The organism is Pseudomonas sp. LPH60, assembly GCF_030718165.1.
In the GTDB taxonomy this organism is placed as follows: Bacteria; Pseudomonadota; Gammaproteobacteria; order Pseudomonadales; family Pseudomonadaceae; genus Aquipseudomonas; species Aquipseudomonas danubii.
The window spans coordinates 344,832-365,032 of record NZ_JAVAJH010000007.1; the positions used below are offsets into that span (position 1 = coordinate 344,832).

The 20,201-nt window shown below is 60.6% G+C and carries 25 protein-coding genes; 24 read left to right on the top strand and 1 reads right to left on the bottom strand.

Going from position 1 to position 20,201, the window contains the following annotated elements; genetic code table 11:
- Position 1: 1 nt before the first annotated feature.
- From Q8O96_RS25105 to Q8O96_RS25135, 7 genes are all read left to right on the top strand, one after another.
- Positions 2-1,273, top strand: a complete 1,272-nt coding sequence (locus Q8O96_RS25105; protein WP_305949658.1) for a phage portal protein — start codon at positions 2-4, stop codon at positions 1,271-1,273.
- Positions 1,270-2,253: a S49 family peptidase gene (locus Q8O96_RS25110; RefSeq protein ID WP_305949659.1), complete on the top strand. Its 984-nt coding sequence runs from the start codon at positions 1,270-1,272 to the stop codon at positions 2,251-2,253. Before Q8O96_RS25105 ends, Q8O96_RS25110 begins: the two co-directional genes overlap by 4 nt.
- 81 nt (positions 2,254-2,334) lie before the next feature.
- A complete protein-coding gene (locus Q8O96_RS25115) occupies positions 2,335-3,654 on the top strand; it encodes a phage major capsid protein (RefSeq protein WP_305949660.1) in 1,320 nt (439 codons plus the stop codon).
- A 54-nt stretch (positions 3,655-3,708) separates the two neighbouring features.
- Positions 3,709-4,056, top strand: a complete 348-nt coding sequence (locus Q8O96_RS25120; protein WP_210693378.1) for a hypothetical protein — start codon at positions 3,709-3,711, stop codon at positions 4,054-4,056.
- Between the two features lie 2 nt (positions 4,057-4,058).
- Positions 4,059-4,646 (top strand): hypothetical protein, encoded by a 588-nt coding sequence (locus Q8O96_RS25125; protein WP_093403688.1) that lies wholly within the window; start codon positions 4,059-4,061, stop codon positions 4,644-4,646.
- Between the two features lies 1 nt (position 4,647).
- Entirely contained in the window at positions 4,648-5,010 is a 363-nt protein-coding gene (locus tag Q8O96_RS25130) for a head-tail adaptor protein (RefSeq protein ID WP_093403686.1), read from the top strand.
- Positions 5,003-5,524 (top strand): hypothetical protein, encoded by a 522-nt coding sequence (locus tag Q8O96_RS25135; RefSeq protein ID WP_207166031.1) that lies wholly within the window; start codon positions 5,003-5,005, stop codon positions 5,522-5,524. The genes Q8O96_RS25130 and Q8O96_RS25135 overlap by 8 nt, the downstream gene beginning before the upstream one ends.
- Positions 5,525-5,799: 275 nt before the next feature.
- Here the strand turns inward: Q8O96_RS25135 and Q8O96_RS25140 are convergent, their stop codons facing one another.
- Positions 5,800-6,135 carry a hypothetical protein gene (locus Q8O96_RS25140; protein ID WP_102881008.1) on the bottom strand — a complete coding sequence of 112 codons (336 nt, stop codon included), beginning with the start codon at positions 6,133-6,135 and terminating at the stop codon, positions 5,800-5,802.
- A 446-nt stretch (positions 6,136-6,581) separates the two neighbouring features.
- Between Q8O96_RS25140 and Q8O96_RS25145 the strand changes: the two genes are divergently transcribed.
- From Q8O96_RS25145 to Q8O96_RS31380, 17 genes are all read left to right on the top strand, one after another.
- Positions 6,582-7,172 (top strand): hypothetical protein, encoded by a 591-nt coding sequence (locus Q8O96_RS25145; RefSeq protein ID WP_305949661.1) that lies wholly within the window; start codon positions 6,582-6,584, stop codon positions 7,170-7,172.
- Entirely contained in the window at positions 7,169-7,369 is a 201-nt protein-coding gene (locus Q8O96_RS25150) for a DUF2635 domain-containing protein (RefSeq protein WP_093403675.1), read from the top strand. Before Q8O96_RS25145 ends, Q8O96_RS25150 begins: the two co-directional genes overlap by 4 nt.
- Complete coding sequence (locus Q8O96_RS25155; protein WP_305949662.1) at positions 7,369-8,865, top strand: phage tail sheath subtilisin-like domain-containing protein; 1,497 nt, start codon at positions 7,369-7,371, stop codon at positions 8,863-8,865. Before Q8O96_RS25150 ends, Q8O96_RS25155 begins: the two co-directional genes overlap by 1 nt.
- A 57-nt stretch (positions 8,866-8,922) precedes the next feature.
- A complete protein-coding gene (locus Q8O96_RS25160) occupies positions 8,923-9,270 on the top strand; it encodes a phage tail tube protein (protein WP_305949663.1) in 348 nt (115 codons plus the stop codon).
- Positions 9,267-9,563, top strand: a complete 297-nt coding sequence (locus tag Q8O96_RS25165; RefSeq protein WP_305949664.1) for a phage tail assembly protein — start codon at positions 9,267-9,269, stop codon at positions 9,561-9,563. The genes Q8O96_RS25160 and Q8O96_RS25165 overlap by 4 nt, the downstream gene beginning before the upstream one ends.
- Before the next feature lie 130 nt (positions 9,564-9,693).
- On the top strand, positions 9,694-11,748 hold the full coding sequence (locus Q8O96_RS25170; protein WP_305949665.1) for a phage tail tape measure protein: 2,055 nt from the start codon (positions 9,694-9,696) through the stop codon (positions 11,746-11,748).
- Between the two features lie 4 nt (positions 11,749-11,752).
- Complete coding sequence (locus tag Q8O96_RS25175) at positions 11,753-13,003, top strand: DNA circularization protein (RefSeq protein ID WP_305949666.1); 1,251 nt, start codon at positions 11,753-11,755, stop codon at positions 13,001-13,003.
- 3 nt (positions 13,004-13,006) lie between these two features.
- Positions 13,007-14,122 carry a phage baseplate assembly protein gene (locus Q8O96_RS25180; RefSeq protein ID WP_305949667.1) on the top strand — a complete coding sequence of 372 codons (1,116 nt, stop codon included), beginning with the start codon at positions 13,007-13,009 and terminating at the stop codon, positions 14,120-14,122.
- Positions 14,119-14,625: a phage baseplate assembly protein V gene (locus Q8O96_RS25185; RefSeq protein WP_305949668.1), complete on the top strand. Its 507-nt coding sequence runs from the start codon at positions 14,119-14,121 to the stop codon at positions 14,623-14,625. The genes Q8O96_RS25180 and Q8O96_RS25185 overlap by 4 nt, the downstream gene beginning before the upstream one ends.
- Positions 14,626-14,627: 2 nt before the next feature.
- Positions 14,628-15,026, top strand: coding sequence for a phage GP46 family protein (locus Q8O96_RS25190; protein ID WP_210458549.1), 399 nt, complete (start codon positions 14,628-14,630; stop codon positions 15,024-15,026).
- Positions 15,016-16,056, top strand: coding sequence for a baseplate J/gp47 family protein (locus tag Q8O96_RS25195; protein WP_305949669.1), 1,041 nt, complete (start codon positions 15,016-15,018; stop codon positions 16,054-16,056). Before Q8O96_RS25190 ends, Q8O96_RS25195 begins: the two co-directional genes overlap by 11 nt.
- Positions 16,044-16,652 carry a YmfQ family protein gene (locus Q8O96_RS25200; RefSeq protein WP_305949670.1) on the top strand — a complete coding sequence of 203 codons (609 nt, stop codon included), beginning with the start codon at positions 16,044-16,046 and terminating at the stop codon, positions 16,650-16,652. Before Q8O96_RS25195 ends, Q8O96_RS25200 begins: the two co-directional genes overlap by 13 nt.
- A complete protein-coding gene (locus tag Q8O96_RS25205) occupies positions 16,653-17,915 on the top strand; it encodes a phage tail protein (RefSeq protein WP_305949671.1) in 1,263 nt (420 codons plus the stop codon).
- A gap of 10 nt (positions 17,916-17,925) precedes the next feature.
- The gene (locus Q8O96_RS25210; RefSeq protein WP_305949672.1) at positions 17,926-18,351 is read left to right on the top strand and encodes a phage tail assembly chaperone; all 426 of its coding nucleotides are present in this window, start codon (positions 17,926-17,928) and stop codon (positions 18,349-18,351) included.
- 51 nt (positions 18,352-18,402) lie between these two features.
- Complete coding sequence (locus Q8O96_RS25215; RefSeq protein ID WP_305949673.1) at positions 18,403-18,954, top strand: glycoside hydrolase family 19 protein; 552 nt, start codon at positions 18,403-18,405, stop codon at positions 18,952-18,954.
- Positions 18,951-19,472: a lysis system i-spanin subunit Rz gene (locus Q8O96_RS25220; protein ID WP_305949674.1), complete on the top strand. Its 522-nt coding sequence runs from the start codon at positions 18,951-18,953 to the stop codon at positions 19,470-19,472. The genes Q8O96_RS25215 and Q8O96_RS25220 overlap by 4 nt, the downstream gene beginning before the upstream one ends.
- A 19-nt stretch (positions 19,473-19,491) precedes the next feature.
- On the top strand, positions 19,492-19,947 hold the full coding sequence (locus Q8O96_RS31380) for a hypothetical protein (RefSeq protein WP_371826205.1): 456 nt from the start codon (positions 19,492-19,494) through the stop codon (positions 19,945-19,947).
- Positions 19,948-20,201 lie beyond the last annotated feature (254 nt).

Here is a 20,201-nt window from a genome sequence, read left to right on the forward strand (position 1 = left end):
CATGTTCTTCAGCAATCTACTGGGGCCCCGTGACGGGCTTACTGTCAATGACGGTGCCGGATTGTGGAGCAGCCTCATTGGCTCTGTCCGGTCTTCGGCGGGGGTGAAGGTCACCGCGGAGAGCGCGCTGGCGATTACCGTCCTGCAGAACTGCGTCACGCTGTTGGCCGAGAGTGTGGCGCAGCTGCCGCTGGAGATGTACCGGCGCATGGGGGAGGGCAAGCGTGAAGCCGCCTTGAATCATCCGCTGTATGACGTGCTGCGCTACCAGCCCAATCCCTGGCAAACGCCTTATGAATACCGGGAGTGCAGCCAGCTTGCGGTGGGTTTGCGGGGCAATGCCTATAGCTTCATCGACCGGCACGACGACGGATCGGTGAAGGGGCTCTACCCCCTGCACAACGATAAGGTCAGCGTGCTGAAAGGGGCTGACTTGATGCCGTATTACCGGATCGGGGCGCAGGACCCGGTGCCCATGCGGCTGATTCACCATGTTCGCTGGCACACCAAAAATCACTACACGGGCATGTCGCCGATTGAGCTGCATGCCGATGCTGTGGGGCTGGCCCAGGCAGTGCGGCAGTACGCCGGTAAATCCTTCGCCAACGGCACGGCTGTCAGTGGTGTGATCGAGCGGCCCAAGGAGGCCGTGGCGATCAAGAGTCAGGCTGCAATTGATCACATTCTTGATCAGTGGGGGAGCAAGTTCTCTGGCATCGACAACGCCAAAAAGGTCGCGATGCTTCAGGAGGGGATGACCTTCAAACCGGTGTCCATGAACAACGTTGATGCCGAGCTGCTGGGCATCCTCAAGGTGACAGGCACCGACTTGGCGCGGATCTACAAAATCCCCCCGCACATGATCAACGACCTGGAGAAGGCCAGCTACAACAGCCTGGAGCAGTTGCTGATCCAGTATGTGATCTTCGCTTTGCTGCCCTGGGTCAAGCGGCATGAGGAAGCGATGATGCGCGACTTCCTGCTGCCGGCCGAGCGCCGCGAATACTTCATTGAACACAACCTGTCCGGCCTGCTGCGCGGTGACCAGAAGAGTCGCTACGACTCCTACGCGGTGGGGCGCCAGTGGGGCTGGCTGTCGATCAACGACATTCGCCGCCTGGAAAACATGCCGCCAGTGGCCAACGGTGACAGCTACCTGCAACCACTCAACATGACCGACGTGGCCCACGGGCTGCCGAATCTGCACAACCCCGACGTCCGTGCCCAGCTTGAACAGCAGCGCGACGACATAGTGAGGATGCTTGCCGCATGAAACAACATCTGCGCGCCGCCAGTCTGCTGTTCAATCAGCCGCTGTTGATTACCCCGGACATGCTCGATCTGGCTGTCCGCTGGGCCAACCAAACCATGAGCCTGAATATCGTCAACCTCAACCTGTCCGGTGCTGGAGCAGATCCGCGCCCGAAGCTGGGTTTCTACGATGACGACGACGCCCCGAGTCCTGCCGAACGGCTTGAAGAGCAGCGGCGTTCAGCCGTTGCTCAGACCGGCGTTGAGGTGATTCCGGTTCACGGCTTTTTGGTCAGTCGCGCCAATCACCTGAACGTATGCGAAACCATGACCAGCTACGAGGGACTGCGCGCCTCCATCAAACAAGCCGTTGCCGACCCCATGGTCGAGCGCATCGTGCTGGACATCGACAGCCCTGGCGGCAGTGCGGTGGGCTGTTTCGAGCTGGCCGCTGATATCCGCGCCGCGAGCCTGATCAAACCCATCACGGGCCTGGTCAACTTCTCGGCGTACTCGGCGGCCTATTTCATTGCTGCGGCTTGCACCGAAGTGGTGGTAAGCCAGACCTCGGGGGTGGGTTCGATTGGCGTGATTGCCAGCCACATGGACCGCTCCCGAATGCTTGAAGGGGCTGGGGTGAAAGTCACCACGGTCTACGCCGGCGCCCACAAGAACGATCTGAACCCCAACGAGCCGCTGAGCGAGCAGTCGTTGGCGTTTCTCAATGCCGTGGTGCAGGAAAACTATCAGCTGTTTACGGGGGCGGTTGCCCAGTACCGCAACCTCGACGTGGCCCAGGTCATTGCCACAGAGGCCGCTTGTTACTGGGGGCAGGCCGCTGTCGAGGTCGGGCTTGCGGACCGGCTGGAGTCGCCGCAGATGGCGGTGGATGGCATCGCCCGTGCGGTTGCGCTCAGCCGTGCCCAGCGCTCGCCCGTCGCCCAAGCGTGGCAACGCATCGCCGTACAGGCCGCGGCCTTTGCAATCCAAGCCCAGGCTTGAGTCTCACTCACTCTGACCGCGTTCGCGGCAGTGATACCCAACCGCCAATCGGCGGTTTTTTATTGCCCAGGAGGCAACAGCATGTCTTTAGTCACACAACTGCGTAGCGAACGCGCCCGGCTCAACGGCGAGATTCAGGCGCTGGCCAAGATCGAAGCCGACGGTGGTTCGCTGTCTGTCGAGCAGCTCGCTCAGTTCACTCAGCTCGGGGCCGAATTCAATGCCCTGGGCGACAAGATCGCTCGCGCCGAGTCGGCCGAACGTGCCGCCGCGGCCAGTGCGACACCGGTCGAGGAGGGTGCTCAAGGCATCAACGGCCCGCCCCGTGTTGCAGGCCCTTATGCAGTCAAGCCTGTCCCGGGGGCCAACATGGCGCAAATGGTGCGGGTACTGGCCGCCACTCGGGGCGATCAGCACGCCGCTGCCAAGATGGCTCATGACTCCGGGATGAACCCCGAAATCGCAATGGCCCTCAGCACTGTGACTCCGGGGGCTGGCGGTGTACTGGTGCCGCAGGGCTTCTCCAGCGAGGTGATCGAACTGCTGCGGCCGAAGTCGGTGGTGCGCAACATGGGTGCGGTTTCGCTGCCGCTGCAGAACGGCAGCCTGACTATTCCACGCATCAAGGGCGGCGCAATCGTCGGCTATATCGGCAGTGAAGAGGACATGCCTGCCACCGGCATGCAGTTCGATGACCTCAAGCTGTCGGCGAAAAAGCTGGCTGCGTTGGTGCCCATCAGCAACGACCTGTTGAGCTACTCGGGCGTAAACCCGAATGTGGATCGCCTGGTGGTGAACGACCTGACCAGCGCCGTGGGCCTGGCGGAGGACCTCTCTTTCCTGCGAGGTGCTGGCACCGGCAACCTGCCCAAAGGGCTGCGGTTCTGGGCGCCTGCTTTCAACGTGTTTGATGCACCCACTGATCAGACCCTCGCTGCGGTCGAGCTGGCGCTTTCTGCCCTGATCCTGCGGCTGGAAAACGCCAACTCCAACATGCTGGCGCCGGGGTTTGTGATGGCGCCTCGCACCAAGCGCTGGCTGTCGGCGCTGCGTGTTGGTGACGACGGTAAGGGCGCAAAAGCCTATCCGGAGCTGGAAGAAGGCAAGCTCAAGGGCTTCCCGGTAGCGACCACCACTCAAGTGCCGATCAACCTGGGGGCTGGCGGTGATGAGTCGGAAATCCATTTTGCTGACTTCGCCGACTGCTTCATTGGTGAGGATGACGCGATGGTCATCGACTTCAGCAAGGAGGCTACCTACAAGGATGCCGGCGGCAACCTGGTGAGCGCTTTCCAGCGGGACCAGACCCTGGTGCGTGTGATTGCCAAGCACGACTTCGGCCCGCGCCATGTCGAGTCGGTGGCGGTCATGACCAAGGTCAAATGGGGCAGCACCCTTTAACCCTCTCGGCCCGGCGTGCCGGGCCAACCCTTTTCCCGATTAGAGGTTCAGCTCATGTCCGTTGCAGCATTAATCATCGTGTTGTTCATCAAGGCTTGGCGCGGCTACGCCCCAGGCGAAATTGCCGGTTTTAATGAAGAGACTGCCGAGGGGCTGATTCAGGGCGGTTTTGCAGAGGAATATGCCGGCGCGGAGGGTCGGTCGCCCTCCGCCAGTGGCAAGTCTTCTACTCGGGCCAAAGCCCCGTCGAAGTCCAAGCCTCAGACCAAGGACAAGCTTGAAGGCGCTCCTGACTCAGCAGCCCCCGGTACAGAGTCTGGTACTGAGGGGGCAGGCGGGGCTGACAACGCTGGCGATGCTGATCCTGAAAAGGATGAGTCTGCCGACGATGAGAAGCCCTAGTCATGGCCCTGCTGATCAGCTACACCGGGCCGGAGCCGCTGACGTATGACGATGTGGTCGCTCAGTGCCGGCTGGATCCCGACGACGATGACACCGCCGAGCGTGATCTGATCGAACGAATTGTTATTCCAGCGGCCCGTGGGCTGGCAGAGGAGGCAACCGGTGCAGCGATCCGCAAGGGGCAGTATCGTGAACATCTGCCGAAAGTCCCTGCAGGCAGTGCTTTTGCTGCCACCAAGGGCCAGGCTTTCGAGTTGCAGAGTATTGCCCTTGGTGCCACGGCGGGGGCGGCGTTGCTTGATCCTGCTGCGGCGTACCTGGTCAACGGTGGTAAGGAGTCGTTTGTTTACACCCAGCAGGGCCTGCCGTGGCGGGATGTGGTGGGTAGCTGCCCTCAGGGATTGATGGTCACCTATCAGGCGGGCATCGAGATCGAGGACCACCCCTCTGTGCGGCACTATCTACTTCTGGCCGCCGCCTGGGCATACAGGCACCGGGAGCTGTTGGTGCTTGGGCAAACCCTCAACGAGCTGCCAGACCGCTACCTGTTGACCTTGTTGGCGGGTATCACCGTTCCGCCGAGGATCTGATATGGCCTTACGCGAACCCGGGGCGGGCGAGCTGAATCGGCGCGTGCGAGTCCGTCGCCGGTCGGATTTGCCCGCTGACAATATTGGACTCGACTCTGTTTTCTCTGAAAGCAAATGGCGCTGGGCGATGATCGTTCCGGCGGGAACGGGTGTGTATGTCGATGGCATCCAGACCGACAATAAATTCACCCACTGGATAACTCTGCGGTTCCTGAAGGGGGTCACCAGTGACCATGAGGTGGTGCACGGCAGCACTCTCTACCGGGTCAAGCGCAGTGCCGATATGAATGGCAGCCATCGCTTTACGCTGCTGCAGGTGGAGGAGCTGGGCGAGGCTCAGGCAGGAGGCAACATCTATGTCTAACTCGGCTTCAGTTGATGGCTACTTGCACTTCGAGGGCTTCGACGAATTCCAGCGTGATGCTTTCGACAAGAAGGCGATCCGCGCTGGGATGCGCAAAGTTGGCCGCTTGGTTACCCAGCGGGCCCAGATGAACCTCGCACTAGGAAAGGGCCAGGAAGGCTACCCGGTCAATCGCACCGGGGCGACATTGGAGTCGATTTCTTTCAAGGTGTCCCGCTCGGGCTTTCTGGTGAAGATCGCACCCCGGAAAACTGCGGCCATGGCTGAGTTCTACCCGGCCTACCTGCATTACGGGGTGAAGCGCGGCAGGCGCCTCGGCAAGCTGGCGCCAGGAAAGGGCAAGGGCAAGTCCAACCGGCGAGCTGCTGGCGCTCGTGCGGCGGCCCTGGCAGAGCGTGCGGCGGGTGAGTGGCGTATCAAGCCTCGTGACAACTACATGGCTGATGCGCTGCAGGACTCAAGTTCTGATGTGAAGGGCATTCTCAGTGCGGCCTTCGCCAACGCCTTGCGTTGAAGGATGGTGATGCCTGTTCTGAACATGCGCTACATCAGGTAGCAGACCACTGTAATCCTTAAGACGTGCATCATGTTTGAATTAGCATCTTCTCGGCTCAGGGCTCTGTGGTTTGAGCATCCTCAGTCAGAAGGTTTGCAGGGCTTGGTAGTTGACCTGCTGCTGAGGATAGCGATGGCGGGAAAACCGGTGGCTGTGCGCTATGTGCAATAAGGGGGAAGTAGCTGATTGATTTATAAATCGTTTTGAGCTGCGCCTAATACGGCGCAGTTCCCTTAGTTCGAAACTGCAGCTACTTTTTGGCCTGTTTCATTTAAATTGGCGAACACGCCGTAAACAGTCGTTACTGAAACCCACATAACAGCCGCGACGCCGAGCAAAATTGTTGCTCGCTGACTTGAGAGAACACCAAGGTCGGAAGCCTTCGCAACGCAAGTCTGGAACCCTAAATATAATGCGGGTGCAAAACTACCCCATGCTGTACAGATAATTACTGCATGTTGAAGATCTGGTTTCGCGCGAACCTTCCAAGAAATGATGAAGTAGATAATTAATAGCAGGATGGATCCAACGGCAAAGATTAAAGCTGCGCCGTCTAGCTCAATCTCCATTGGTCTCATCCTTAGCGGCGCTCCTGCCGATCATTGCTCCAATAACTGCTCCTACAAGAGCCCCGCCGATACCTGGAAAAAAAAGGTTAGCGACTGCTGCTCCACCGATGGTTGTGGCGAGCATTGTCACGTCTGGATTCGAAGTCGGGCTTTTTGGTTTGGTGACTTGTTCAGTCTCCTGGTCTGAGGAAGACCTGGGATCAAGATCTGTATTTTGCACCACTTACATACCCTCCATGTGTACGAGGACCACCATTTAAGCGGTCTCTAGTGGAAGTATAGCTATACCAACGTTTCGTTTACTAGGCCATGCCCTTCCTCACAATACGGGCCGAACCCCTTCAGCTATCGAGCTGTCGAGTGTTTTGCAGTCGCGCCAGGTCAACGCATTCTCTGAGCGATCACAGTCTCTCGAACACCTGACTCGATTTCGGAGTTTATCCCTAATGAAATTAAACCCTGTTGTTGCCCAGTTGCGGGCGACCTGTCCGACCTTTGCCCATCGGGTCACGGGCGGCATTGATTGGGATGCTGTGGCGGACAGCGCCAAGTTGGATTTGCCAGCCGCCTATGTGATCGCTTCAGCCGATGCAGCAGACGATAACGTGGCTCAGAACACCGTGGTTCAGCGAATCACGGACCAGTTCGCCGTTGTCGTCGTTCTTGAGGCCACGGATGAACGAGGGCAGGAAGCCAACGACTTGTTGCACGACATCAGGGCCGAGTTGTGGCGTTCGCTGATTGGCTGGAAGCCGGCGCCCGAGTACACGGCCCTGGAGTACGGCAAGGGAGCCTTGCTCCACATCAGCCGCGCTCGGGTCGTGTATCAGATGACCTTCGTCGCGGCCTTCCAGCTTGGCCGCAACCTTCCCCAGGAACCTGCCGAAACCTGGGCCGAGCTGGCGGCGGATGGCCTGGTGCCGTTTGAGGGGGCGACTTTCAACATGGATTGCATCGATCCGGCGGATCCCAACCTGCGCCAGCCCGGCCCGGATGGGCGCATTGAAGTCAAATTTTCAGGAGACGCAACACCATGACCCAGCGCATCACAGTGGTACCGGCCTCGGGCCGTGCAGTGCCTGACCCAGAAGCCGGTGATCTGTTGCCGGCTGAGGGGCGGGAAGTTCCGGATAACGCTTGGTGGCGCCGTCGTTTGTTGGATGACGACGTAACGCTTAAGCCAACCAAACCCGCCAAGGCCGTCGCCGCGGCGACTCAAGAGGGGCCGAAGTAATGGCTATCGGATTCAGCAACATCCCCGCGGATATCCGCGTTCCGCTGTTCTATGCGGAAATGGACAACTCCGCAGCAAACACCGCCGCCTCGGCCATGCGCCGCTTGATCGTCGCCCAGGTGAACGACAACGCACCCAGCGAAGGTGCCGGCAAGCTGGTGCTGGTGCCCAGCGTGGCATTGGCGAAAAGCATCGGCGGCCAAGGGTCGATGCTCGCCGCGATGTACGACACCTGGCGCAAGGCAGATCCCATTGGCGAGATCTGGTGTTTGCCGCTGCTGAGCACTGAGGGGGTCAAGGCAGCGGCCAAGGTCACTCTGTCCGGCACTGCCACCGAGGCCGGTCTGTTGAGCCTGTATGTAGGCGGTGTTCGTGTTCAGGCCACCGTCACAGCGGCAGCAACTGCCGCGGTGGCTGCCTCGGCACTCGCGGTAAAAATCAACGCAGCCGCAGATCTGCCAGTGACTGCGGCTGCTGCTGCCGGTGTCGTGACGCTCACCTGTAAATGGTCGGGCGAAAGTGGCAACGATATCGGCATCGTCCTGAACCGCCTGGGCAAGACCAATGGCGAGTTTACCCCGGCGGGGTTGACCGTTGAGCTGACCCAGATGCTGGGCGGCGCGGGCGTTCCGGATCAGGTAGACGCCATTGCCGCGTTGGGTGATGAGCCCTTCGAATTCATTTGTGTGCCCTGGTCCGATACCACCACGCTGAATCAGTGGCAGGCAGTCATGGATGACAATGTGGGGCGCTGGAGCTGGGCCAAGCAGTTGTTCGGTCATGTGTACAGCGCGAAGCGAGGCACCGTCGGCACCCTGGTGGCAGCCGGTCAGGCGCGCAACGATCAACACATCACCATTCAGGCCCTGGAAAACGGTGTGCCGCAGCCAGTGTGGGTCCAGGCCGCGGCCCTGGCGGCACGGACGTCAGTTTTCATTTCCGCCGATGCCAGCCGCCCCACGCAAAGCGGGTCGCTTCCGGGCCTGGATCCGGCCCCGGCCAGTGAGCGTTTCACCCTCACGGAGCGTCAGTCGCTGCTGAGCTATGGGATCGCCACCGCGTACTACGAGGGGGGCTATGTGCGCATTCAGCGCTCGATCACCACCTACCAGAAGAACGCCTACGGCCAGGCGGATAACTCCTACCTGGACAGCGAAACCATGCACCAGTCGGCGTTCATCATCCGTCGGATGCAAAGCGTGATCACCAGTAAATATGGGCGCCACAAGCTGGCGAACGACGGTACCCGGTTCGGCGCCGGCCAGCCGATTGTCACGCCGAGCACTATCCGCGGTGAGCTGATTGCCCAGTACGCCAAGCTGGAGCTGGAAGGGCACGTGGAGAACGCCGAGCTGTTTGCCGAGCACCTGGTGGTCGAGCGTGATTCGCGTGACCCGAGCCGCGTAAACGTCCTGTTCCCGCCGGACTACATCAACGGCCTGCGCATCTTCGCGTTGCTCAATCAGTTCCGCCTGCAGTACGACGCGGCGGCGTAACGCAGCCATTGCACCTACAGCCCGCCATGAGCGGGCTTTTTCATTCGGGAGAAGACCATGGGTCAATTAGTGGCGGGTACCGCCTACGTCAAAGTCGACGGTGCGCAGCTCACCATCACTGGCGGGGCTGAGGCTCCGTTGATGACGGTGAAGCGAGAGACGGTCGCGACGGGTTTCTACAAGGAAGAAGACCTACCGCCGTACTTGAAGATGACAGCCATCCTGTCCTCGGATCTGGACTTCAAGAAGATCGTCAACGGGCGTGACATGACGGTCACCTGCGAGTTCAAGAACGGCAAGGTGTACGTACTGGCGGGGGCCTATCTGATCGGTGAGCCCTCCTACAAGGGCGATGACGGTACCGCTGAGTTCGAATTCAACGGCATCAAGGGGACCTGGCAATGAGTCAACCAATCAAGCTGCAGGTGCCGATTGAGGCGCACGGTGAAACGCTGGCCGAGCTGACCCTGCGCCGCCCGACGGTGCAGGAGGTGCGGGCCATCAAGGCGCTGCCCTACAAGATCGACAAAAGCGAAGAGGTCGGCCTCGACATGGATATCGCCGCCAAATACATCGCGGTGTGCGCAGGTATTCCACCTTCGTCGGTCAACCAGTTGGATCTGGTTGATCTGAACGCTTTGAGCTGGGCGGTGGCCAGTTTTTTCATGACTGCGGCGTCCACGCCATCGACGACCTGATCGCGCTGGCCTACGACCTGGCCTGGTTCTGGAAGATCGACCCCGAACAGATGATGGCCAGGCCCCTGGATCTCATTCTTGAATCGCTGAGCCACGCCCAGCGGATAAACCAAACCCAGCAGGTGCAGTGATGGCGGACAAGTTCCAGCTCAAGGCGTTGATCACGGGCGTTGACAAGCTGTCGCCAACGCTCACCGGGATCCGCAAGAACGTCGCGGGCTTTCGCAAACAGATGGAAAGCTCCGGCCTGGGCAAGATTGGTTTCCGGGATCTGCTGCAGGGCGGAGCATTCGCCGCGCCCTTTGTGGCTGGGGCGAAGGCGGCCATTGACTTTGAATCGTCCATGGCGGACGTGCGCAAGGTGGTGGATTTCGATACCCCGGAGCAGTTCAAGCAGATGGGCCAGGATGTGCTCGGGATGTCTGAACAGATGCCGATGGCGGCGAGCGGCATTGCCGCGATTGTTGCTGCGGGCGGTCAGGCGGGCTTTGCTCGGGAAGAGCTGAAGCAGTTCGCTGAAGACGCGGTAAAGATGGGGGTTGCCTTTGATCAGACCGCCGACCAATCCGGCGACATGATGGCCAAGTGGCGAACCTCTTTCAAAATGACCCAGCCGCAAGTTGTGGCCCTGGCGGACAAGATCAACTACCTGAGCAACACCGGGCCTTCATCGGCGCAGCAGGTCGCGGACATCGTGACCCGCATCGGCGCGTTGGGTGGCATCGCTGGGCTTTCCTCGGGGCAGATCGCTGCCATGGGTGCCACCCTGGCGGGGGTGGGCGTGCCGAGCGAAGTAGCTGCAACAGGCATGAAGAACTTTATGCTGGCCCTGACCAAGGGCGGCGCGGCAACCAAGCAGCAGTCGCAGGCGTTCAAGTCGTTGCGCCTCGATGTGAAACAAGTTGCCAAGAGCATGCAGCAAGACGCTCAGGGCACGATTGAAGATGTTCTTGATCGTATCGCGAAGGTTGACCCGGCAAAGCAGGCCGGCTTGCTTACGCAGCTTTTCGGCACTGAGTCGGTGTCGGCGATTGCCCCCATGCTGACCAACCTGAATCTGTTGAAAACCAGCTTTGCGGCGGTAGGGAAAGAGGGCAAGTTCGCCGGCTCGATGCAGCTTGAGTATGAGACGCGATCCAAGACGACGGCCAACGCCCTGCAACTGATGCAGAACCGGGTGAATCGGTTGGGGGTTGAAGTCGGTGCAGCTCTTTTACCGCCGCTTAATAGTCTACTTGCGGCGGTCGGTCCGCTGATCTCCCAAGTGTCAGCACTGGCGGCAGAGCATCCTGAGGTAATCAAAGGCGTCTTGGGGGCAGGCGTTGCTTTTACAGCAATGAGTGTGGGTGTTTGGGCCGCGGTTGCTGCAACGAAGGTGCTTAACCCGCTGATTAAAGCTAACCCCATGGTTAGGATCGCAACACTGATTGCTATGGCTGTTGGGTTAATTATCGCCAACTGGTCCACCGTCGGACCTTACTTCCAGGCGCTGTGGGAGAAGATCAAGGGCCCGGCCATGGTGTTGTGGGGCTGGTTTAAGCAAGCCTTCGCCTTCACTCCGCTGGGCTTGGTGATTGAAAACTGGGGGCCGCTGACTGAGTTCTTCAAGGCCATCTGGGGGGTGTTGGTTGCGATCTCGGGCCCGGCCTGGGATCTCATAAAGCACATGTTCGATTGGTCCCCGTTGGGAATCATCATCCAGAACTGGGAGCCGATCACTGCATGGTTCAAGGGTTTGTGGGAAAAAATCAAACCCATCATTGAGCCGATCCTGCGCTTTATGGGCGCCGGGGAGGGTGGTGACGGAATCATCAAGACCGCGACCGACAAGGCCAACGCCTTCGCTGAAGAACAGCGCAAGCGCAATGCCGGGGAGGGCGGCGGTACCGGTGACTTCCTGCGCTCGGACGCGGCGAAGGTCATGCAAGAGCGGCAATCGTTCTTGAACAAGACCCAGGGCGGGGCCAGTGCCGGCGATCTGTTGCGGGCGCCGGGCCAGGTTCCGGCGCCGGGTAGCCTGCTGCAGCAGACTGCCGCTGCCAACGCCCAAAGCCTGAAGGGCCAGATCGATATCAACCTCAACGGGGCACCGCCCGGATCCACGGTCGAAGAGTCGAAGACCAACCAGCGCGGCCTGAACATCAAGCCGAACGTTGGGCGGCGCACTGTCGGTGCAGAGAGGTAGCAGAATGGAAAGGACATGGCGCGACGAACTGCTGCCGGCGTCATTCAGGGGCATTAGCTTTCTGGTTGACCGGGCCGCGGTGCCGGTGGGCATGAAAGGCCAGTTGCATGAATTCCCACAGCGGGATGATCCGTACTATGAACAGTTGGGCCGGCAGTCGCAGGTTCACGCCCTGACGGTGTGGATCATCGGTGACGACTGTTTCGAGCGGCGGGATAAGTTTCTTGAGGCAGTCCAGACCCGCGGCGCTGGTGAGCTGGTGCACCCCTGGCTCGGGCGAATGCAGGTCAAGGCCGGCGAATGTGAGATGAACCACAGCCGGCGCGAGGGTGGCCTGGTCGCCTTCGACGTGGTGTTTTATCCGGATAAGCCGCTGCAATTCCCGGCGGCCCGGGTCAACACCCAGCAGCTGGTGGTCAAGTCGTCGGAAGGTCTGCTGGACTCCGCGCTGGCCCGGTACAAGGCGGCTATGGCGAAAGTTGATCAGGCCCGCCTAGGCATCATCGGTTTGCGCAATAGCTTGTCGAGCGTCTACAGCGTGATTCAGCAGCAGTTCGCGCCGCTGGTGGGCCTGTTCACGAACCTCAGTGGTTTTGTGCAGTCGCTGATCAACTCGCCCGGAGCGCTGGGGGCGTTGTTCTCCAGCTACTTCAGCGACTTCACCGGCCTGGACTTCTCAAGCCCCGGATCCAGTTATCGCGGTTCCATTGCTTCAGCGACACAGCACAGCGAGGCGGTGACGGGCATCAACACAGTGAGCCAGGCTGCAGGGGCTGACACGAACGCAGCCGCACAGGCTACGGCTGACCTGGTGCAGGACGCACTGCTGGTGCAGGTGGCGCTGATCGTCAGCGAGATGCCGGTGGCGAGTCAGCCGGTATCGAACGACTCCACACCATCGGTTGATCAGCAGGCTGTGCAGCCGGTTGAACGGCCCGAGGTGCCCGTGGCGGATGATGTCATTGAGCTGCGGGACAGCCTGAGCGAGGCGATCTATGAGGCATCCCTCAAGGCGGACCCGCAGCACTATCAGGCCCTGACCAACCTTCGCCAGACGTTGGTGAAGCACCTGACCGCCGTAGCCCAGTCTGGCGTGCGCCTAGTGGAGATCACCCCCGCCGAAGCGCTGCCGGCCCTGGTGCTGGCTTATCGGCGCTTCGGCGACGCCACGCGGGCGGGGGAGGTGGTGCAGCGCAACCGAATTCAACACCCCGGCTTTGTGCCGCCGGTCCCGCTCAAGATCGCTCGGGAGTAACCCATGCTCGATACACAGAACGTCGTCAGCCTCACGGTTGACGGTGTGGATTACAGCGGCTGGAAATCAGTGGAAATCTCGGCAGGACTGGAGCGCCAGGCCCGGGACTTCAACCTGGGCATTACCTGGAAGTGGGGCGATCAGAAGATCGAGGTGCCTATCAAACAGGGCGCAAAGTGTCAGGTTCGTATTGGTGATGACCTGGTGCTGACTGGCTGGGTGTTTGGCACTCCGATCAGCTATGACGACAAGCAGATCACTCGGTCGGTCACCGGGCGGTCGCTGCCGGCGGATCTGGTGGACTGCGCCGCGGTGAACAAGCCCGGGCAGTGGAACAGTCAGGGTGTGCTGTCGATCGTCAAGGCGCTGGCTGCGCCCTACAAGATCGCCGTGCGCAGCGAGATCCCTGAAAGCTCGAAGCTGTCCGACCACACCATCGAGCCCGGCGAGTCGGCGTTTGAGTCCATTGACCGGCTGTTGACGCTGTTCCGGGTGTTCTCCACCGATGACGCTCGGGGTAGGGCGGTGCTCGCGAAACCGGGCAGCGAGGGGCGGGCCTTCGATGCGCTGGCCGTGGGGCGGAACATCAAGGCGGGCGATGCTCCGCTCGACTTCTCGGGGGTGTACTCGGAGTACCAGGTGCTGGGGCAAAAGACCGGAACCGACGAAGAGTTCGGCGAAGCAGCGGCGGAAGTGTCGGCCAAGGTCACGGACGAACGAACGACCCGGCGGCGCGTGAAGATCATTCAGGAGTCGGGGCAGGTCACCCAGGAGCTGGCCCAGGCCCGGGCCAACTGGGAGCGCAGCACGCGGATGGGCAAAGCGCTTTCCGCTACCTACACGGTGCAGGGCTGGCGGCAATCGAACGGCCAGCTGTGGAAGCACAACATGATCGTCCGTGTTGTCGATCCGATCATTGGCTTCGACCGCGACATGCTGATCGCCGAGATCACCTACAGCCTGAGCGACCAGGGTATGACCACGAAAATGCTGGTTGGCCCGCCGGATGGTTTCGAGCCCGAGCCGGACGACTCCCACAAGAACCGCAAGCTGAAGAAGAGCGGCAAGGGCGACAACTTCGAATACCTGATTCCTGCTGACTATGAGCCTAAAAAATGAGCCTGATGAAGATGCTTGCCCGCGGCACGGTGGTACTGGCCGACGCGGCGAAGAAGCTGCAAACCCTGCAGGTGCGGCTGACGGCTGGAGAGGTGAAGGACAAGGTTGAACACTTCGAACCCTATGGCCTCACCAGTAACCCACTGGCGGGGGCTGAAGTGTTGACCGCGTTCCTCGGTGGGGATCGGTCCCATGGGGTGGTACTGGTGGCCTCGGATCGTCGTTACCGGGTGCAGGAGTTGAAGCCCGGCGAGGTCGCTATCTACAGCGACGAAGGCGACAAGGTGCACCTCAAGCGCGGACGGGTGATCGAGGTTGTCACCGAGACGCTGAACATCACCGCCAGTAGCGCCGTGAACATCGATACACCGCTGCTCACACAGACAGGGAAGATCGTTTCACAGGGTGACCAGATTGCCGGCGGGGTCAGCCAGATCAATCACGTTCACGGCGGCGTCATGCCGGGCCCGGGCCAGACCACCGCGCCTGTTCCAGGGGGCTGACGATGATCATATCGGGAACCCTTGAAACCTCGCTTGTTCGGGCTGTGGTGATCAGCCTGTTTACCTGGCGCCGCGCCGCGACCGATGATCCGATTGACGATGACGAGCGCTTCGGCTGGTGGGGCGACAGCTTCCCGGCGGTGGTCGATGACCGGATCGGCTCCCGCCTCTGGTTGTTGCGCCGGGTAAAGCTCACCCGAGAAACCCAGCTCGATGCCGAGTTCTATGCCCGGGAGGCCCTGCAATGGCTGCTCGACGATGGCGAGGTCATTCGCATCGAGATCCGCAGCGAGCGGGCCACGGACAGCCGCCTGAACCTCGGTGTAATCCTGACCACCTCCACGGGCGAACGCCTGGAGATCCACCCAACAGAGCTATGGCAGGTGATTTATGCCGTTTGAAACCCCCACGCTTCCCGTGCTGGTCAATCGCACGCAAAGCGATCTGGCTGGCGATGCGTTGCGACGCTCCGATGCTCAGGTGTTGGCCCGAACGCTGAGCGGTGCTGCCTTCGGCCTGTACGGTTACCTGGGCTGGATCGCCGAGCAGATTCTGCCGGACACGGCTGAAGTCGAAACGCTGGAGCGGATCGCCTCCCTTCGCCTCAATCAGGCAAGGAAAGCTGCCCAGCCGGCCCACGGTACGGCCAGTTTTACCGCAGCTGCCGGCGCGGTGCTGGATGCTGACACGGTATTGCAGGCCAGTGATGGCCGGGGTTACCGCGTCACTGCTGAAGTAACCACCGTTGCCGGTACCAACACCGCAGCGCTTGAAGCGGTGGACGCTGGAACGCTGGGTAACACGGACGCTGGCCTGGTGCTAAACCTCGTTCAGCCAGTCCAGGGGGTAGCTGACTCGTTTGTCGTCCTAGCCCCCGGCCTGCTGGGTGGTGTGGCCCAGGAAAGCGTGGAGTCATTGCGGGCCCGCGTCATTCAGTCCTATCGCGTGATACCTCATGGCGGCTCGGCGGATGACTATGAAACCTGGGCGTTGGAATGCCCAGGCATTACCCGGGCTTGGACCCGACGGCTGTACCTGGGGCCGGGCACCGTGGCGGTGTTCGTAATGCGCGACGACGATACCGATCCGGTGCCAACAGCTGAACAACTGGCCGAGGTGAAGCAGTACATCGAGCCGCGACGACCGGTAACGGCTGAGGTGTACGTCTTGGCCCCAACGCGCAAACCGGTGGTGTACAGCATCCGGCTGAACCCGGATACCTCTGCAGTTCGAGCTGCAGTCGAGGCGCAGTTGCGTGACCTGCATGCGCGGGAGGCGGCGCTGGGTGAGCCCCTTTTGCTGACTCATATCGCCGAGGCCATTAGTGGATCCGCTGGTGAGTGGGACCACCGTCTGGTGGCGCCCGTTGCTGATGTAGCAGCCGAGCCTAACGAGCTGCTGACGTATGGGGGCTGCCTATGGCTGGCTTGAGAACGGCGCAGCAGTACCGCGCCCAGTTGAGGGCGTTGCTTCCCGCGGGGCCGGCCTGGGAGCCTGAGCGCGTCCCTGAGTTGGCATTAGTGCTGACGGGTTTGTCGCAGGAGCTGGCGCGCATCGAGGCCCGGGCTTTCGCCTTGCTGAATGAGATGGATGCCGGCGGCGTAAATGAACTGGTGCCTGACTGGGAGCGGGTCATGGGGTTGCCGGATCCCTGCATCGGGCCTGAACCGGTATTTGAGGACCGCCGTCTGGCAGTGCGTCAACGGCTGACGGCGGTCGGCGGGCAATCCTGTGGCTACTTCATCGAGATCGCAGTGCGCCTCGGCTACCCCGAAGCCACCATCACGGAACGCCGGGCGCCGCGGTTTGGCCGCTCCCGCTTTGGCGCAGCCCACTTCGGCACCTGGTCAGCACAGTTTATGTGGACGCTCAACACCGGCCCGCGCCGCCGCCTGGGTCGGCGCTTCGGTGCCAGCTACTGGGGCGAGCGATTCGGGGTCAACCCGAGCGGCGCCCTGGAGTGTGTCATTCGTCGCAGCGCCCCGGCGCATGCACTGGAATCAATCAATTATGGGGTGGGTGTGTAGATGGACTATCCGAGAAGCGTACCGAACGTGGGGCTGGTCAATGGCAAGTTTGTTGACGAGAACACCGCGACCGGGCAAGTCGGCTCGCTGATCCCGTCGAGCTGGGGCAATGCGGTAACTGATGAGCTGCTGAACGTCATTCAGGCCGGTGGTGAGCAGCCAGCAGAGAACGACAATGACCAGCTGTTGGCCGCGATCAAGGCCATTGTGCGGGACTCGATCCCGCCGGAGAAGATCCGCACGACGCTTGCTGAGTACGGCATTACCGACGCTTACACCAAGTCGGTGACGTACACAAAGGCAGAGGTCGAGGCGCTGCTCAAGAACATGTCAGCGCTGCCTGTAGGGGCCATGGTGCCGTTTCCAAAGGGGACTGTGCCGGCGGGCTTTCTGGAGGTGGATGGCAGCGTGCAGAGCGCGGTGACCTATCCCGACCTGGCGGCGTACCTGGGGACCACATTCAACCAGGGTAACGAAGGGGCGGGGAACTTCCGGTTGCCTGATTCCCGGGGTGAATTCCTGCGCGGCTGGGACCATGGGCGTGGGGTTGATGCTGGTCGGGGGCTTGGCAGCAAGCAGCTTGACGCGATGGAAATCATTACAGGTAACGTCGGGGGAGTGCGCAATGACACCGCTTCTGTAACTCCGAGCGGACCGTTTTCCACTGTCAGCGAAGCGGGCAATTTCGCGACCGGTCCTGGTCGCCTTACCAGTGTTGTGTTCGATTCCTCAAAAGTTGTTAGAACGGCAACCGAAACTCGACCGCGCAATCTGGCGGTTATGTGGTGCATCAAGGCGTGGAACGCCCCAGTCAATCAGGGAAACATTGACGTTGCGGCGCTGGCCTCGCTAGCCGCCCAAGCGACTGAGATTAATCAGGGCACAGCAAAAGTCGCCACCACAGCGCAAATGCTTGATAGCGCGAACGACTTTGTTTTGTCGACACCGAAGAAGCTGCGTTGGGGATTCTCGATCAGCCTCGCGGCGAATGGATACATTGCGTTTCCTTCCTGGCTTGGCGGACTGGTTCTTCAGTGGGGTGCATCCCTAGGTTTCAGCTCTACCCCTGTCGCTGTGACATTCCCGATGGCATTTCCTAATGCTGCTTTTGCGGTAGTGGCCACTACTCACATAGGGGCAACGAATGCCGCGCCGACCCAAGACGCTGTCGCATCGTTTGGGCTATCGCAGACGGGGGTCAGCTTCAGGACCAACGCGGGCGCCGCACCTAACGGCGCAAAATACATCGCAGTCGGCAACTGAGGGAGGCCATATGCGCTTTTATAGTCAGACAACTCAAACAACGTACCTGCGCGGCATGCACGCGTCGATGCCGGCAGATGCAGTCGAAATCACTGATGAGCTTTACATTGCGGTGGTCGGTAACCCTCCTGCAGGCAAAGCTCGCGCTCACGATGAACGCGGTCTGCCATACCTTGTCGATGCCCCTGAGGTGGTCCCAGATCCGGCAGCACTGGAGCGCGAGTGGCGCGACGATGAGCTGTCCTCGGTGATGTGGTTGCGCGAGCGTCACCGTGACCAGCTCGAAATAGGCACGGCTACCACGCTGACAGGTGATCAGTTCAACGAGCTGCTGTTGTACATGCAGGCCCTGCGCGACTGGCCGCAGTCATCTGACTTCCCACAAGCCGAGCACCGACCAGTGGCGCCGCCCTGGATCGCTGAGCAAGTCGAGTAGACGCCCCGCACTGACGGGGCGTTTTCATTTCTGACCTACGAGGTTCTACTTATGCCCATCACAACGCAGCAACTGCTGCAGATCCTCCCCAACGCCGGCGCTAAAGCCGGCGTTTTTGTTCCTGCTCTCAACGCCGCCATGAGCAAGTACGGCATCGTCACCCGCCTGCGCATGGCGGCGTTCATCGCGCAGATCGGTCACGAGTCCGGCCAGCTTCTGTACGTGCGCGAGCTGGGCAGCGATCAGTACTTGAGCAAGTACGACACCGGCACCTTGGCCAAGCGTCTGGGCAACACCCCCGAAGCGGATGGCGACGGCCAGAAGTACCGGGGCCGGGGGCTGATTCAGGTCACGGGCCGGGCGAACTATGAAGCCTGTAGCGAAGCGCTGTTCAGCGATGCTCGACTGCTCAACACCCCGGAGCTGCTGGAAACCCCAGTCTATGCCGCGCTGTCGGCGGGCTGGTTTTGGCAGCGGGCGAGCCTGAACACTCTGGCCGACAAGGGCGACTTTCTCACCATCACCAAGCGCATCAACGGCGGAACCAACGGCTTGGCGGATCGCGAGGCGCTGTATCAGCGTGCATTGAAGGTGCTGCCTTGAAGGCCTCGGCCTGGCTGTTGCCGGTCCTGGCCCTGGTGCTGGGGTTCGCCTTGGGTGGTTGGCTGGCCTGGACGTGGCAGGCCAACGCCTACGGCAAGGATCTCGCTGATCAGGCCGAGGCGTACAGCACTGATCGCGAGCAGGCCGCCACGGCGGTGATCAACTGGCAGGAAACCCAGCAGGACGCCCGCCGGGCGCTGGAGGACCGCCTGCAGGCGAATGACGAAACCCATTACAAGGAGCTGCGCGATGCTCAAACGAAGCAGGCTCGCCTGCGTGATCGGCTTGCTACTGCTGACCTGCGGCTGTCAGTCCTATTCAACACCGCCGCCTCGGGTGGTGGCGGTGGGTTGCCAGCCACCGCCGTCACCTGCGGCGTGGTTCATGGAGGCACGCGAGCCGAACTTGACCCAGCGGCTGCTCAACGAATTGTCGCCATCGCCGGAGACGGTGACCAAGGATTAATCGCCCTGGCGGCCTGCCAGAGCTATGTCAAAGAAATCGTTTCAACGAAGTGAAAAGGAGCGGTCGGGCCAGATGCGTCAACATCTAACCCGGCCGCTGTCCTCGCAGAATGCTTCTGCAAATCCAGCCAAGGCTCTTGCTCTGTGCACAAAGCGCGGCGAGCCTGGCTGTACGCTGCAAAGCATCAACGACTATGCAGATATCCGCCGCGTATTCGAGGGCTTCCACTTCGAAACCTTGAACATCTGGTACACCACATCTAAACCGCGACGTAGCAACGCGGAGATCAGTGGCGAGCTGGTGATCATGAATTGGGAGCGAGCTGACCCCGGCGGACTGTTTAACTACCAAGGTGTTAATCCTGGGCAGCTTGGTGCCCAGAGCTGCAACAGTTCGCTGAGTTTAATAAGGAGCTCAACTATCGTCGTCAAAAGAAGAACCATATTCATTTTTCGGTCTCGCAAAGAAACATGCCGCGCTGAGTTGCGCGGTGCTCGTGGCTGTGGAGTGGTGCTGTATTTAAGTTAGTGGTTTCGTGGAGCGTACGTCAAGCTTTGATGTAAGGTTTTATTAAAATTCAATGCGCTTTATGTTTGTGTGGAGGAGGTTGGAGTCGTTATTGTTTTTTTGTTGGAGGCTAAATTTTAGAAAACTCATATAAAACAGTCGATTAGGGGCTGGCGATGGGGCGAGGCATGATAGGTGCCGGTGGGGCTCGAATAGTTACTATCGTTACGCGTAACGCTGCGTAAATGCGCTGGTAAACAGAGATAGCTATTATC